The 14,801-nt window shown below is 63.2% G+C and carries 11 protein-coding genes; 8 read left to right on the top strand and 3 right to left on the bottom strand.

The window, feature by feature from the left end:
- Positions 1-13: 13 nt before the first annotated feature.
- The 5 genes from M5B96_RS01405 (at position 14) to pdxJ (ending at position 3,939) form a co-directional block, all read left to right on the top strand.
- Entirely contained in the window at positions 14-391 is a 378-nt protein-coding gene (locus M5B96_RS01405; protein WP_248794957.1) for a DUF4845 domain-containing protein, read from the top strand.
- A complete protein-coding gene (gene rnc / locus M5B96_RS01400; RefSeq protein WP_103497033.1) occupies positions 388-1,077 on the top strand; it encodes a ribonuclease III in 690 nt (229 codons plus the stop codon). Before M5B96_RS01405 ends, rnc begins: the two co-directional genes overlap by 4 nt.
- Positions 1,070-1,972, top strand: coding sequence for a GTPase Era (gene era, locus M5B96_RS01395; RefSeq protein WP_248794722.1), 903 nt, complete (start codon positions 1,070-1,072; stop codon positions 1,970-1,972). The genes rnc and era overlap by 8 nt, the downstream gene beginning before the upstream one ends.
- Before the next feature lie 277 nt (positions 1,973-2,249).
- Complete coding sequence (gene recO, locus M5B96_RS01390) at positions 2,250-2,939, top strand: DNA repair protein RecO (protein ID WP_248794721.1); 690 nt, start codon at positions 2,250-2,252, stop codon at positions 2,937-2,939.
- 253 nt (positions 2,940-3,192) lie between these two features.
- Complete coding sequence (gene pdxJ, locus M5B96_RS01385; protein ID WP_248794720.1) at positions 3,193-3,939, top strand: pyridoxine 5'-phosphate synthase; 747 nt, start codon at positions 3,193-3,195, stop codon at positions 3,937-3,939.
- An 84-nt stretch (positions 3,940-4,023) separates the two neighbouring features.
- Here pdxJ and mltF read toward each other — a convergent pair whose 3' ends face one another.
- Positions 4,024-5,484 (bottom strand): membrane-bound lytic murein transglycosylase MltF, encoded by a 1,461-nt coding sequence (gene mltF, locus M5B96_RS01380; RefSeq protein ID WP_248794719.1) that lies wholly within the window; start codon positions 5,482-5,484, stop codon positions 4,024-4,026.
- Positions 5,485-5,770: 286 nt separating this feature from the next.
- Between mltF and purL the strand changes: the two genes are divergently transcribed.
- The 3 genes from purL (at position 5,771) to M5B96_RS01365 (ending at position 10,449) form a co-directional block, all read left to right on the top strand.
- Positions 5,771-9,667 (top strand): phosphoribosylformylglycinamidine synthase, encoded by a 3,897-nt coding sequence (purL, locus tag M5B96_RS01375; RefSeq protein ID WP_248794718.1) that lies wholly within the window; start codon positions 5,771-5,773, stop codon positions 9,665-9,667.
- 6 nt (positions 9,668-9,673) lie between these two features.
- Positions 9,674-9,985 (top strand): YqfO family protein, encoded by a 312-nt coding sequence (locus tag M5B96_RS01370; RefSeq protein WP_248794717.1) that lies wholly within the window; start codon positions 9,674-9,676, stop codon positions 9,983-9,985.
- A gap of 125 nt (positions 9,986-10,110) precedes the next feature.
- Positions 10,111-10,449 carry a hypothetical protein gene (locus M5B96_RS01365; RefSeq protein ID WP_248794716.1) on the top strand — a complete coding sequence of 113 codons (339 nt, stop codon included), beginning with the start codon at positions 10,111-10,113 and terminating at the stop codon, positions 10,447-10,449.
- 65 nt (positions 10,450-10,514) lie between these two features.
- On the opposite strand, the gene nagE is transcribed toward M5B96_RS01365, so the two are convergent.
- Positions 10,515-12,230 (bottom strand): N-acetylglucosamine-specific PTS transporter subunit IIBC, encoded by a 1,716-nt coding sequence (gene nagE, locus M5B96_RS01360; protein WP_248794715.1) that lies wholly within the window; start codon positions 12,228-12,230, stop codon positions 10,515-10,517.
- A 42-nt stretch (positions 12,231-12,272) separates the two neighbouring features.
- Positions 12,273-14,789 (bottom strand): phosphoenolpyruvate--protein phosphotransferase, encoded by a 2,517-nt coding sequence (gene ptsP / locus M5B96_RS01355; protein WP_248794714.1) that lies wholly within the window; start codon positions 14,787-14,789, stop codon positions 12,273-12,275.
- Positions 14,790-14,801 lie beyond the last annotated feature (12 nt).

The following is a 14,801-nucleotide window of genomic DNA, read 5'->3' as shown; positions in this document are numbered from 1 at the left end:
CAGTACCATGAAGATGACCTCTGCTCGCTCGCAACAAGGCCTGTCGTTTTTTGGCTGGTTGCTGACCCTGGCCTTGGTGGCCTTCGCTGCCAGTGTGGCGTTGAAAGTGGTCCCGCATTACCTCGACTATATGTCGATGAAGAAAATCATCATGTCGGTGGAAACCGACAAGGCGGCGGATATCGTCACCATCAATGACTTTTATACTCATGTTATCCGCGGCATGCAGGTCAACAGTATTCAGGATTTGGATGTGAACAAGGTGTTAAGCGTGACGTTGGAGAACAACCGGTTCCTCGCGCACTTGAAATATGAGCAGCGTGATCCGCTGATCCAGAATATCGATCTGGTGGTCAAGTTCGACCACGAATTCAGCGTGGCCAAACCGTGAGCGTGTCGTTAAGTCGTCTCGAGCGTCAGCTCGGCTATACCTTCAAGGACCAGGAACTGATGCTCCTGGCCCTGACCCACCGCAGTTTTGCCGGACGCAACAATGAGCGCCTGGAATTCCTCGGGGATGCCATTCTCAACTTCGTCGCCGGCGAAGCGCTGTTCGAGCGTTTCCCCCAGGCTCGCGAAGGCCAGTTGTCGCGTTTGCGCGCGCGCCTGGTCAAAGGTGAAACACTGGCGGTACTGGCCCGTGGTTTTGAGCTGGGCGAGTACCTGCGCCTGGGCTCCGGCGAATTGAAAAGCGGTGGTTTCCGCCGTGAATCGATTCTCGCCGATGCCCTGGAAGCGCTGATCGGCGCGATTTACCTGGATGCCGGCATGGAAGCGGCACGGGACCGGGTGTTGGCCTGGCTGACCTCGGAATTTGACAGCCTGACGCTGGTCGACACCAACAAGGACCCCAAGACCCGCCTGCAGGAGTTTCTGCAGTCGCGGGCCTGCGACCTGCCGCGTTACGAAGTGGTGGATATCCAGGGTGAGCCGCATTGCCGGACGTTCTTCGTCGAGTGTGAGATCACCCTATTGAATGAAAAAAGCCGAGGACAGGGCGTGAGCCGTCGTATTGCCGAACAGGTAGCGGCGGCATCGGCACTGATTGCCCTGGGCGTGGAGAATGGTAATGACTGATTCAACGGCAACCCGCTGCGGCTACGTCGCCATCGTCGGCCGGCCGAACGTGGGCAAGTCCACGCTGCTGAACCATATCCTCGGGCAGAAACTGGCGATCACCTCGCGCAAGCCCCAGACCACTCGCCACAACATGCTCGGGATCAAGACCGAAGGCAGCGTGCAGGCGGTCTACGTGGATACCCCCGGTATGCACAAGGGCGGCGAAAAGGCCCTGAACCGCTACATGAACAAGACCGCTTCGGCGGCGTTGAAAGACGTCGACGTGGTGATCTTCGTGGTTGACCGTACCCGTTGGACCGATGAGGACCAGATGGTCTTGGAGCGTATCCAGTACGTCGAAGGCCCGGTAATCGTGGCCTTGAACAAGACCGACCGGATCGAGGACAAGGCCGAGCTGATGCCGCACCTGACCTGGTTGCAGGAACAGTTGCCCAAGGCGCAGATCGTGCCGATCTCGGCGCAGCACGGGCACAACCTCGAACATCTGGAAAGCCTGATCGCCACGCACCTGCCGGAAAACGAGCACTTTTTCCCGGAAGACCAGATCACCGACCGCAGCAGCCGCTTCCTGGCCGCGGAACTGGTGCGTGAGAAAATCATGCGGCAGATGGGGGCCGAGCTGCCTTACCAGATCACCGTGGAGATCGAAGAGTTCAAGCAACAGGGGAAGACCCTGCACATCCATGCGCTGATCCTCGTCGAACGTGACGGCCAGAAGAAGATCATCATTGGCGACAAGGGCGAGCGCATCAAGCGCATTGGCACCGAGGCGCGCAAGGATATGGAGCTGCTGTTCGATTCGAAGATCATGCTCAACCTGTGGGTCAAGGTGAAGGGGGGCTGGTCCGATGACGAGCGTGCCCTGCGTTCGTTGGGTTACGGCGATCTGTAACGCGGTCTTCAAGTGACTTGCCGTTAAGGAAGTTCGAATTTTGTGGCGAGCGGGCTTGCCCGCGCTCGGCTGCGAAGCAGTCGTAAAACCAGGCACCGCGTTCTACCTGATATTCCGCGATTACTGGTTTTAGGAGGGGGGGCTCCGCCCCCCAGCGCGGGTAAGTCCGCTCGCCACAATAAGCTCGCACCGTTCCCACAAGTCAGGTGTTCAGGCTAGGGTTGAGCTAAGGCCTCTTGCCACACAAGCAATATCCTTCAGAGACATTCATACGCCGATGTCCAGCCAGCCACCTCCCGGCCAGCCCGCCTACGTCCTGCACTCCCGCGCCTATCGCGAAAACAGCGCGTTGGTGGATTTCATCACCCCGCAAGGCCGGTTGCGTGCCGTACTGCGCAGTGCGCGGGGCAAGGCCGGGACCCTGGCGCGGCCCTTCGTGCCCCTCGAGGTGGAGTTTCGCGGTCGCGGCGAGCTGAAGAACGTCGGCCGGATGGAAAGCGCCGGTGTCGCCACCTGGCTTATCGGCGAGGCCTTGTTCAGTGGTCTCTACCTCAATGAGTTGTTAATCCGCCTGCTCCCGGCCGAAGACCCGCACCCCGCGGTCTTCGACCACTATGCCGCGACCTTGCTGGCCCTGGCCGAAGGTCGCCCCCTGGAACCGCTGTTGCGCTCCTTCGAGTGGCGGCTGCTGGACGACCTCGGCTACGGCTTTTCCCTCGACCTGGATATTCACGGCGAACCCTTGGCGGCGGATGGCTTGTACCGCCTGCAAGTCGACGCCGGCCTGGAGCGGGTCTACCTGTTGCAACCGGGCCTGTTCCAGGGCACCGAACTGCTGGCCATGGCCGAGGCTGACTGGACTGCGGTGGGCGCCTTGTCGGCGGCCAAGCGCCTGATGCGCCAGGCCCTGGCGGTGCACCTGGGCGGTAAGCCGCTGGTCAGTCGCGAGTTGTTCCGCAAACCCTGAGCGGTGGGGTATGGCCTGATATCGTTGTTGCAGGAGCGGTCGGTCGACGCTCGATTGCCCGCGATGGTCGTTAACGATAACGCGTGTTCAGCAGGTAAACGCGGGGGCTCTTGAGTCCATCGCGCGCCCGTTCCTACAACAGCATTGCGGCAAGGCCTCCTGGCATCCGCATTCGACGCACAGAACTGGCCGTAAAGGCCACTTCTGACGTGTATGCTGTGCAGCGAATCTTCCACTCTTCAGGAGTCTTTCCGTGAGCACCAGCACTCGTATCCTTCTCGGCGTGAACATCGACCACGTCGCCACCCTGCGCCAGGCCCGGGGCACGCGTTATCCCGATCCGGTCAAGGCTGCGCTGGATGCCGAAGAGGCGGGCGCCGACGGTATTACCGTGCACTTGCGTGAAGACCGCCGGCATATCCAGGAGCGCGATGTCCTGTTGCTCAAGGATGTGTTGCAGACGCGGATGAACTTCGAGATGGGTGTGACCGAGGAGATGATGGCGTTTGCCGAGCGCATTCGGCCGGCGCATATCTGCCTGGTGCCGGAAACCCGCCAGGAGCTGACCACCGAAGGTGGCCTGGACGTGGCAGGGCAGGAGGCGCGGATCAAGGCGGCGGTCGAGCGCCTGGGCAAGATCGGCAGTGAAGTGTCACTGTTCATCGATGCCGACGAGCGTCAGATCGCCGCGGCCAAGCGTGTCGGCGCGCCGGCCATCGAGTTGCACACCGGGCGCTATGCCGATGCCCATACAGCGGCGGAAGTCGCCGAAGAACTGCAGCGGATTGCTGATGGCGTAGCATTCGGCGTGGCCCAGGGGTTGATCGTCAATGCCGGGCATGGCTTGCATTACCACAACGTCGAGGCGGTGGCGGCGATTCCGGGGATCAACGAACTGAACATCGGTCATGCGCTGGTGGCGCATGCGCTGTTCGTCGGCTTCAAGGCGGCGGTGGTGGAGATGAAAGAGCTGATTCTGGCGGCTGCGCCCAAGGCTTGAGGGCTGGGTACTTCATATCGCGGCGCAACCTGGAGTTTTGTTGCGCCCGTGAGAGCGCTACAAATAGCACAGGCTGGCAGTTGGCTAGAGCTGTGACGGCTGCTCGGTCGGCTTGGTCTTGTCCACGCCCGGCACGTGCAGGTTGCTGTCGACCACCTGGCTGCCCTCCAGCTGCGGCTGGGTCACCCAGGTCAGGATGTCGTAGTATCGGCGGATGTTGGCGACGAAATGCACCGGCTCGCCGCCTCGCGCATACCCGTAGCGGGTCTTGCTGTACCACTGTTTCTGCGCCAGGCGCGGCAACATCTTCTTTACATCGAGCCACTTGTTCGGGTTCAGGCCTTCCTTCTCGGCCAGCTTGCGCGCGTCGTCCAGATGGCCGCTGCCGACGTTGTAGGCCGCCAGGGCAAACCAGGTGCGGTCCGGCTCTTCGATCTGCTCGTCCAACTGATCCTTCATATACGCCAGGTACTTGGCCCCGCCGCTGATGCTTTGCCTGGCATCCAGGCGATTGGACACGCCCATGGCCTGGGCCGTGCTCTGGGTCAGCATCATCAGGCCGCGCACGCCGGTCTTGGAAGTGACCCCGGGTTGCCACAGCGATTCCTGGTAGCCGATGGCCGCCAGCAAGCGCCAGTCGACTTTTTCTTCCTTGGCCGACGCGCGGAAATGTTTTTCGTACTTGGGCAGCCGCTGTTGCAAGTGCTGGGCGAAGGTATAGGCGCCAACGTAACCCAGTACATCGACATGCCCGTAATAGCGATCTTTCAGGCGTTGCAAGGTGCCATTTTTCTGCACCTTGTCGAGGTAGGTGTTGATCTCGTTGAGCAGGCTGTTGTCTTCGCCCGGGGCCACCGCCCAGCGCTGGCTGCGGGCATCGCCGAGGTCGAAGGCGACCCGCACATTGGGGAAGTAGACCTGGTTCATTGCCACTTCGTTGGAGTCCACCAGGGTCAGGTCGATCTGACCTTCGTCGACCATGCGCAGTAAGTCGACCACTTCAACCGCGTCGGACTCTTCGTATTCGATCGCAGGATTCTGCTTCTTCAGCTCGGCGAGTTGTTCGGCATGGCTGCTGCCCTTGAGCACGGTGATGCGCTTGCCCACCAGATCCGCCGGCGTGGTGGGGCGGGACTGGCCGTTGCGATAGACGATCTGCGGGGTGACTTCCAGATACGGATGGGAAAAGCGTGCCTGCAGCTTGCGTTCGTCGCTGCTTACCAGGCCGGCAGCCGCCAGCACCGGGCCGTTGGGTTTGCCCAGCTGGTTGAACAGGTCGTCGAGATTGTCCGCGGTTTCGATCTCGAGCTTGACCCCCAGGTCATCGGCAAAGCGCTTGACCAGCTCGTACTCGAAGCCGGTTTCGCCGTTGCGATCCTGGAAATAGGTGGCCGGACTGTTGCGGGTAATCACCCGCAGTACGCCGTCCTCCTTTACGCGCTCGAGTGTGCTGGGTTTATCAACACAGGCACCGAGCATCAGGAAGAGTCCGGTTGCGATGAGCCACCTGGCACAGCGCGGACGGAAAGCAGTTGGGGAGAACATCTGCGCAGTATACGCAAAGGACCCCGGCCGCCATATCTCGACAGAATCGCGCCGGTCTGCTAGTGATCCGTGGGAAAGGCTGGAGGCTGTAGGAATGGGCTTTTGAGGGTGTATGAACTTTATAAAATAGTGCTGATGAATAATGATAATAATCTGTAGGAATAGGTAAATAAGCTATGAGCGGCATTTGCTATGGAGCAAGCATGCCGTTTCGGGTGCCGTCGCGGGCGGTTTAGGCTAGAATGCACGGCCTCAAAGCACACCCCTTCCCGAGGCTGTCCCGAAGATGTTGATCCTGCGCGGCGCTCCTGCCCTTTCCGCCTTTCGCCACAGCAAACTGCTCGAGCAACTGAGCCAAAAAGTTCCGGCTGTCAGTGGCTTGTATGCCGAGTTCGCCCATTTCGCCGAAGTGACTGGCGTGCTGACTGGCGACGAACAGCAAGTGCTGGCCCGCCTGTTGAAATACGGCCCGAGCGTGCCGGTCCAGGAGCCGACCGGTCGTCTGTTTCTGGTGTTGCCGCGTTTCGGCACCATTTCGCCCTGGTCGAGCAAGGCCAGCGACATTGCCCGCAACTGCGGCCTGGGGAATGTCCAGCGCCTGGAGCGTGGTATCGCTTTCTATGTTGCCGGCCAGTTCAGCGACGCCGAAGCCGAGCTGATCGCCGCCGCCCTGCATGACCGCATGACCCAGATCGTGCTGGGCAAGCTGGAGGAGGCCGCCGGCCTGTTCAGCCACGCCGAGCCGAAGCCGCTGACGGCCATCGACCTGCTGGGCGGTGGGCGTGCCGCGCTGGAAAAAGCCAACGTCGAATTGGGCCTGGCCCTGGCCGAAGACGAGATCGACTATCTGGTGAATGCCTTTACCGGTCTCAAGCGCAACCCCCATGACATCGAACTGATGATGTTCGCCCAGGCGAACTCCGAGCACTGCCGGCACAAGATCTTCAACGCCAGTTGGGACATCGACGGCCAGAGCCAGGAAAAAAGCCTGTTCGGCATGATCAAGAACACCTACCAGATGCACAGCGAAGGCGTTTTGTCGGCTTACAAGGACAACGCCTCGGTGATCGTCGGTAACGTTGCCGGGCGTTTTTTCCCGGATCCTGAAACCCGCCAGTACGGCGCGGTGCAGGAGCCGGTGCATATCCTGATGAAGGTCGAGACCCACAACCACCCGACCGCGATTGCCCCGTTCCCGGGCGCGGCCACCGGTTCCGGCGGCGAGATCCGCGACGAAGGTGCGACCGGTCGTGGCGCCAAGCCGAAAGCCGGCCTTACCGGTTTCACCGTGTCCAACCTGCAGATCCCCGGTTTCGAACAGCCGTGGGAAGTGCCGTACGGCAAGCCTGAGCGCATCGTCACCGCGCTGGACATCATGATCGAAGGCCCACTGGGTGGCGCCGCGTTCAACAACGAATTCGGTCGTCCGGCCCTGACCGGCTACTTCCGGACCTTCGAGCAGTCCATCAGCACCCCGCGTGGCGACGAAGTCCGCGGTTACCACAAGCCGATCATGCTGGCCGGCGGCATGGGCAACATCCGCGCCGAGCACGTACAGAAAGGCGAAATCGTCGTCGGTTCCAAGCTGATCGTCCTCGGCGGCCCGGCGATGCTGATCGGCCTGGGCGGCGGCGCGGCTTCCTCCATGGCCACCGGCACCAGCTCGGCGGACCTGGATTTCGCTTCGGTACAGCGCGAAAACCCGGAGATGGAACGCCGTTGCCAGGAGGTCATCGACCGTTGCTGGCAACTGGGCGACAAGAACCCCATCAGCTTCATCCATGACGTCGGTGCCGGCGGCCTGTCCAACGCCTTCCCTGAACTGGTCAATGACGGCGACCGCGGCGGTCGTTTCGAACTGCGCAATATCCCCAATGACGAGCCGGGCATGGCCCCGCACGAAATCTGGTCCAACGAATCCCAGGAACGTTATGTCCTGGCGGTCGGCGCGGCGGACTTCGAACGCTTCAAGGCGATCTGCGAGCGCGAGCGCTGCCCGTTCGCCGTGGTCGGCGAAGCCACCGCCGAGCCGCAACTGACGGTCACCGACAGCCACTTCGGCAACAGCCCGGTGGACATGCCGCTGGAAGTGCTGCTGGGCAAGGCCCCGCGCATGCACCGTTCGGCGGTTCGCGAAACCGAGCTGGGCGACGATTTCGATCCGAGCAGCCTGGCCCTGGCCGAGTGCGTCGAGCGTGTCCTGCATCACCCGGCCGTGGCAAGCAAGAGCTTCCTGATCACCATCGGCGACCGCACCATCACCGGCCTGGTCTCCCGCGACCAGATGGTCGGCCCGTGGCAGGTCCCGGTGGCTGACGTCGCCGTGACCGCCACCAGCTTCGACGTCTACACCGGCGAAGCCATGGCCATGGGCGAGCGCACGCCGCTGGCCCTGCTCGACGCCCCGGCCTCCGGGCGCATGGCGATCGGCGAAACCCTGACCAACATTGCCGCTTCGCGGATCGGCAAGCTGTCCGATATCAAGCTGTCGGCCAACTGGATGTCGGCTGCCGGCCATCCGGGTGAAGACGCCCGTCTGTACGACACCGTCAAGGCGGTCGGCATGGAGCTGTGCCCGGAATTGGGCCTGACCATTCCAGTGGGCAAGGACTCCATGTCCATGGCCACCCGCTGGAACGAAGAGGGCACCGACAAGAGCGTGACCTCGCCGCTGTCGCTGATCGTCACCGGTTTCGCCCCGGTCACCGATATCCGCCAGACCCTGACCCCGCAACTGCGCATGGACAAGGGCACCACCGACCTGATCCTGATCGACCTCGGTCGCGGCCAGAACCGCATGGGCGCCTCGATTCTCGCCCAGGTCTACGGCAAGCTCGGCAAGCAGGCACCGGACGTCGACGACGCCGAAGACCTGAAGGCTTTCTTCGTGGTGATCCAGGGCCTCAACGCCGACGGTCACCTGCTGGCCTACCATGACCGTTCCGATGGCGGTCTGCTGACCTCCGTGCTGGAAATGGCCTTTGCCGGTCACTGCGGCTTGAACCTGAACCTCGACGGCCTGGCGGAAACCTCAGCCGACCTCGCGGCTATCCTGTTCAACGAAGAGCTCGGTGCGGTGATCCAGGTGCGCCAGGACTCCACTCCGGACGTGCTGGCGCAGTTCAGCGCCGCCGGCCTGGGCGACTGCGTGTCGGTGATCGGCCAGCCGTTGAACAATGGCGAAGTCAGCATCACCTTCGACGGCGAGACGGTCTTCACCGGCGAGCGCCGCCTGTTGCAGCGCCAGTGGGCGGAAACCAGCTATCGCATCCAGCGCCTGCGCGACAACGCCGAGTGCGCCGACCAGGAATTCGATGTCCTGCTCGACGAAGGCAACCCGGGCCTGAGCTACAAGACCAGCTTCGATGTGAACCAGGACATTGCCGCGCCGTACATCAAGAAAGGCATTCGTCCACAGGTTGCCGTGCTGCGTGAGCAGGGTGTCAACGGCCAGGTGGAAATGGCCGCGGCATTCGACCGCGCCGGCTTCAACGCCATCGACGTGCACATGAGCGATATCCTCGCCGGTCGCGTTGACCTGAACGACTTCAAGGGTATGGTTGCCTGTGGCGGCTTCTCCTACGGTGACGTACTCGGCGCCGGCGAAGGCTGGGCCAAGTCGGCGCTGTTCAACGCCCGTGCCCGTGATGCCTTCCAGGGTTTCTTCGAGCGCACTGACAGCTTCACCCTGGGCGTGTGCAACGGTTGCCAGATGATGTCCAACCTGCACGAGCTGATTCCGGGCAGCGAATTCTGGCCGCACTTCGTGCGCAACCGTTCCGAGCAGTTCGAAGCGCGGGTGGCGATGGTGCAGATCCAGGAGTCGAATTCGATCTTCCTGCAGGGCATGGCCGGTTCGCGCATGCCGATCGCCATCGCCCACGGCGAAGGTCATGCCGAGTTCGAAAGCGAGGAAGCCCTGCTGCAAGCCGACCTGTCGGGTTGCGTGGCCATGCGTTTCGTCGACAACCACGGCAAGGTCACCCAGACCTACCCGGCCAACCCGAACGGCTCGCCGCGCGGGATCACCGGGCTGACCAGCCGCGACGGTCGCGTCACCATCATGATGCCGCACCCTGAGCGGGTCTTCCGTGCCGTGCAGAACTCCTGGCGTTCGGAAGACTGGAACGAGGACGCGCCATGGATGCGCATGTTCCGCAACGCCCGCGTCTGGGTTAACTAAGCGCTCATGTACAAGCTCAGCTTTTTCGTGCCGCCGAGCCATGTGGAACAGGTCAAGAGTGCCGTATTCGCCGCCGGAGGCGGTCGGATCGGTGCTTATGACCAGTGCGCGTGGCAGGTGCTGGGCCAGGGCCAGTTTCGCCCGTTGGACGGCAGCCAGCCGTTTCTCGGGCAGACCGGCGTGGTCGAGCAGGTGGACGAGTGGAAGGTTGAGCTGGTGGTGGCGGACGCCTTGATCGAGGCGGTGGTGATGGCTCTGAGGCAGAGCCATCCCTACGAAACGCCGGCCTATGAAGTCTGGCGCCTGGCGGATTTCTGATTCACGCCCCTCTGATTCCGCCGGTCGGAATCAATTGCTACCTGTTATTTCTGACAGTAGCCAAGCCTCCTTGCAATGCTCTTGAATAATTTCTCCGATCCATGAGTTGATAGGGAGCATTAATCATGACTTCAAAAAACCATACCCCACGAGTTCCGCCCACTATTACCTATGTCGTCAACAACGACACAGACGAGGTTGTGCAGGGCGGAGGACAGATTACCCAGGCGACTTCCATCCGCTTTGCCGGCAACGCCATGGCCAGGGATAGACTGCATATGTATAACCACGGGCAGCGGCTGGGGGATTTCGAAATTTTTGTCCCGGATCTCGGACTGTGGGAGTTCATACCGCCGCGGTTCGACAAGGGTGATTATTCAATCACCGTGAAAAGCATTGAAAGCGGGGAGATGTCGGCTTTGCCCTGGCGCTTTGTGGTGGCCAGGCCTCATCCTCACCCTTGATGGTATTGGCACGTAGCCAGGCCGTCTGAGGTGACGAATCGAATCCGCTACCTCAAGTGGCGGGGCTAGAGTGGTACCGCGCAAGTTTCCCTGCGGTTCAATAATGTCCTTAGCGCGTCACTGATACCGCCGGCCCGACTCCCCACCAACACGTGCCAGGCCCCGCCTTCCACCTGACTGACACCCTGGCAGCCGAGGGCTTTCAGATCCGCTTCCGATAGCCGGCGACCGTCCTCGAGCTGCACCCGCAACCGCGTCTGGGCGACACACTCCAAGGCCAGCACATTATCTTTCCCACCCAGTGCGTCCAACCACTGCTGGAGCTGCTGCGCGTCGATCGCCAGCGACCCGGTACGCAGCGGCTCGCCCACCGCCACGTCGATCGAAGCGGTCACCGGCAAGGCCAGGCGAATCTCATCGGCAATGCTGTCCGCCAACGGCCCGACCACCACTTGCAGGCTGCCGCCATGACCCGGCCTGACCACCGCCATCGCCCCGAGGCTTTTCAGCTCGGCGTCCAGCGCTTTGTCCCGGTCCCGCAATTCCACCCGCAGGCGCGTGGTGCAGGCGCCAACCGTGATCAGGTTGGCGGCCCCGCCGAGAGCGCGGATATAAGCTGCTCCCCGCTGGTTTTCGCTGAGTATCCGGGTGGCGGTGGCATTGGCGATGTTCTCGCGCCCGGGCGTCTTCAGGTCGAAGCGGCGGATGCAGAAATCGAAAACGAAGTAGTACAGCAGGGCATAGGCCAGCCCCACTGGAAACACCAGCCAGCCGTGGGTGGATTTGCCCCAGCCCAGGGCCATGTCGATGGCGCCGCCGGAGAAGGTAAACCCCAGGTGGATATTCAGCGCATTGCTCACCGCCATCGATAGCCCCGTCAGCAAGGCATGCAGCAGGTAGAGCATCGGCGCGAGGAACATGAAGGCGAATTCGATCGGTTCGGTCACCCCGGTCAGGAACGAGGTCAGGGCCATCGACAGCAGCAGCCCGCCCATCAGCTTGCGCCGTTCCGGCAGGGCGTTGCGGTACATCGCCAGGCAAGCGGCCGGCAGGCCGAAGACCATCACCGGAAACATGCCGGTCATGAACTGCCCGGCCTTCGGGTCGCCGGCGAAGTAGCGTGCCAGGTCACCGGTCACCATCAGCCCGGTCTCGGGCGAGGTGTAGCTACCGAACACGAACCACATCATATTGTTGAGGATGTGGTGCAAGCCGGTGACGATCAGCAGTCGGTTGAGGACGCCGAAGACGAAGGCGCCGAGGCTGCCGCTCTCGACCATCAGCAGGCCGAGGCTGTTGATGCCGCTCTGGATCGGCGGCCAGATAATGCCGAACACCACCCCCAGGCCCACCGCCGAGAATCCGGTGACAATCGGCACGAAGCGGCGCCCGCCGAAGAACGCCAGGTATTCCGGCAGCTTGATGTCCTTGAACCGGTTGTACAGCGCCCCGCCCAGCAGGCCACTGATGATCCCGGCGAGCATGCCCATGTTGATGCTCGCGTCGAGCACCTTGAGGGTGGCGATCAGCACCAGGTAACCGATGGCCCCAGCCAGTCCGGCGGTGCCGTTGTTGTCGCGGGCGAAACCGACGGCGATGCCGATGGCGAAGATCAGCGCCAGGTTGGCGAAGATGGTGTTGCCGGCATCGTGGACGATCGCAATGTTCAGCAGGTCGGTATCGCCCAGGCGCAGCAACAGGCCGGCAATCGGCAGGATGGCGATGGGGAGCATCAACGCCCGTCCCAGGCGTTGCAGACCTTCGATGAAGAACTGGTACATGGCGTGTCTCCTTCTTGTTGTTGTTTTCCAGCCTTGGATAAATCAGCCCAGCGGCCAGTGTTGGCGACAGGCTTCACGGACTTTCGCGGCGCTGCCCAGTTGCAGCAGCGACGGCACGACCCGCCGACATTCGGCGGCATCGAGGCTGCGTACCCGCGCCTTGATTTCGCCAACTTGTGGGGGGCTCACGGACAGCTCGTTGACCCCCAGGCCAATCAGCACCGGGGTCGCCAGCGGATCGGAGGCCAGCGCGCCGCAGACTCCGACCCAACGCTGATGCACGGCGGCACCGGCGCAGGTCTGGGCCATCAGCCGCAGCAGCGCCGGGTGCAGGGCATCGACCCGGGCGGCGAGACCAGCGTGGTCGCGGTCCATGGCCAGGGTGTATTGCGATAGATCGTTGGTACCGATGGAGAGGAAGTCCGCGTGCTCGGCCAGTTGTTCGGCCAGCAGGGCGGCGGAAGGCACCTCGATCATCACTCCCAGTTCCGGGCGCAGGTTGAGCCCCATCTCGTCGGCCAACTCGTCCAGGCGCCGACGCACCTGCAGCAGTTCGTCTACTTCGCTGACCATCGGCAGGAGGATCCGGCAGCGTTGCAGCGGGCTGACTTGCAGCAGGGCGCGCAGTTGCTGGTCGAGCAATTCCGGCCGGGCCTGGGCCAGACGGATGCCGCGCAGGCCCAGCACCGGATTGGCTTCCTGCGGCAATGGCAGGTAATCGAGTTGCTTGTCGCCGCCGACATCGATGGTGCGGATGATCACCGGGCGCTCGCCCATGGCGTCGAGCACGCCCTGGTAGGCGCTGCGCTGCTCCTCCTGGTCCGGTGCGCTGCGGCGGTCGACAAAGAGGAACTCGGTGCGCAACAGGCCGACGCCGTCGGCACCGTGCAGATGGGCCTCCCGGGCCTCAGTGGCCGAGGCGACATTGGCTGCCACTTCGATAGGCAGGTCGTCGCGGGTCTCGGCCGGCAACTGGGCCTGGGCCTGTTGTTGCTGGTGGCGCAGTCGTTGTTGCCAGTGGGCCAGGGCGACGCCTTCGCGGCGCGCCTCATCGGGTTTCAGTTCGAGGCGGCCGTGATCGGCGTCGAGGACCACCACTTGGCCGGGGGCAATCTCCAGCAGGCCGCTGCCCAGCGCCACCAGGCAGGGCAGGCCCTTGCTCCGGGCGAGGATTGCCACGTGGGACGTCGCGCCGCCGGCGGCCATGCACAGCCCGGCGACCTGTTGCTGGCTGAGCAGCAGCAGGTCGGAGGGGGTCAGTTCCTGCGCGGCAACGATCACGCCGGGAGGCAGGTCGTAGTGCGCCGCCTCGCCCAGCAGGGCTCGCAGTACCTGTTGCCGGAGGTCGCGCAGGTCGTTGGCGCGCTCGGCCAGCAGCGGATTGTCGAGGTTGAGCAGGACCTGGCACTGGGTTTCGATCGAGCGGTCCCAGGCGTGGGTGGCCGCCTGGCCCGTCTTGATGGCCTGGCTGGCGGCATCCAGTAGAACAGGGTCTTCGAGCAAGGCCAGGTGGGCGTTGAAGATTGCTTCTTCTTCGCTGTCTTTGCGTTGGCGGGCGCGCAACAGGGTGCCGTGGATGTCCGCGCGGACCTTTTCCAGGGCGCTGTCCAGCGCTTGCAGTTGTTCATCGGCGATGTGCTGGCCGATGTCCGCTGCCAGGCTGATGGCGACCAGGCGTACCAGCGGGCCACTGACCAGTCCGGGGGCGGCGCATACCCCCTGGAGGACGCCGTCTTCACTTGGCTGGAGCGGGGCCGTCCTGAGCGGTGGCGGTGCCGAATGGCGTGCGTCGTTCAGCGGCGTGCGCAGCACGTTCAGCAGGGCCTGCAGCGCCGCTTCGCGGTCCGGGCCGCGGCAGCTGATCTGCACTTCCTGTTGTTCGCCGACGCTGAGTCCCATGATGCCGATCAGGCTGTCGAGGGGCGCGGATCGGTCGTCCAGATGCAGGCGCGCGGTGCAGCTGAAACCCAGTGCGGTCTGGCGCAGCAAGGCTGCCGGGCGTGCATGCAGGCCGCCGTGATGGGCGACCCGGGCGCTGCCGCGGACTTCATCGCTGTCCGTGGTCGTGGAAGGCGCGGGCCGCTTGGCGTCCTGGCGCGGCACGATACGCAGCAAGGGCTCTCCGACCTTGGCCTGGTCCTGGGCCACGGGCTGCAGGTCGTAATGCTCGCCGTTGGTCAGGACGAGCAGGCTCACCAGGCTTTTGCACTGGCGAGCCACCCGATCCAGGTCGATACGTAGCAAGGCTTGGCCGTTCTTCACCCTGGCGCCGACCTCGACCAGCAGGGCGAAGCCTTCGCCTTGCAGCTCGACCGTGTCCAGGCCCAGGTGCAGCAGCAGTTCGGCGCCGTTGTCGGCGCGCAGGGTCAGGGCGTGCCGGGTGCGGGCGATGTGGATGATCTCGCCGTCACAGGGCGCATACAGGCAATCGTTGAGCGGGTCGATGGCCAGCCCCGGGCCCATGGTGCCGCTGGCGAATACCGCATCGTCGACCTCGGCAAGCGGGAACACGGGACCGCTCAGCGGGGCGCTGAGGGTGATGTTGTTCTTGTTATGCATGGCGCTGTACTC

The organism is Pseudomonas sp. MWU13-2105 (genome assembly GCF_023242315.1).
Classification (GTDB): Bacteria; Pseudomonadota; Gammaproteobacteria; order Pseudomonadales; family Pseudomonadaceae; genus Aquipseudomonas.
This window is presented reverse-complemented; position numbering and strand designations above follow the sequence as displayed.

Bases quoted from the DNA above. Each gene is read 5' to 3' on its own strand.
- M5B96_RS01405 (WP_248794957.1), top strand. From the start codon at position 14: ATGACCTCTGCTCGCTCGCAACAAGGCCTGTCGTTTTTTGGCTGGTTG.
- era (WP_248794722.1), top strand. From the start codon at position 1,070: ATGACTGATTCAACGGCAACCCGCTGCGGCTACGTCGCCATCGTCGGC.
- recO (WP_248794721.1), top strand. From the start codon at position 2,250: ATGTCCAGCCAGCCACCTCCCGGCCAGCCCGCCTACGTCCTGCACTCC.
- mltF (WP_248794719.1), bottom strand. From the start codon at position 5,484: ATGTTCTCCCCAACTGCTTTCCGTCCGCGCTGTGCCAGGTGGCTCATC.
- purL (WP_248794718.1), top strand. From the start codon at position 5,771: ATGTTGATCCTGCGCGGCGCTCCTGCCCTTTCCGCCTTTCGCCACAGC.
- M5B96_RS01370 (WP_248794717.1), top strand. From the start codon at position 9,674: ATGTACAAGCTCAGCTTTTTCGTGCCGCCGAGCCATGTGGAACAGGTC.
- M5B96_RS01365 (WP_248794716.1), top strand. From the start codon at position 10,111: ATGACTTCAAAAAACCATACCCCACGAGTTCCGCCCACTATTACCTAT.
- nagE (WP_248794715.1), bottom strand. From the start codon at position 12,230: ATGTACCAGTTCTTCATCGAAGGTCTGCAACGCCTGGGACGGGCGTTG.
- ptsP (WP_248794714.1), bottom strand. From the start codon at position 14,789: ATGCATAACAAGAACAACATCACCCTCAGCGCCCCGCTGAGCGGTCCC.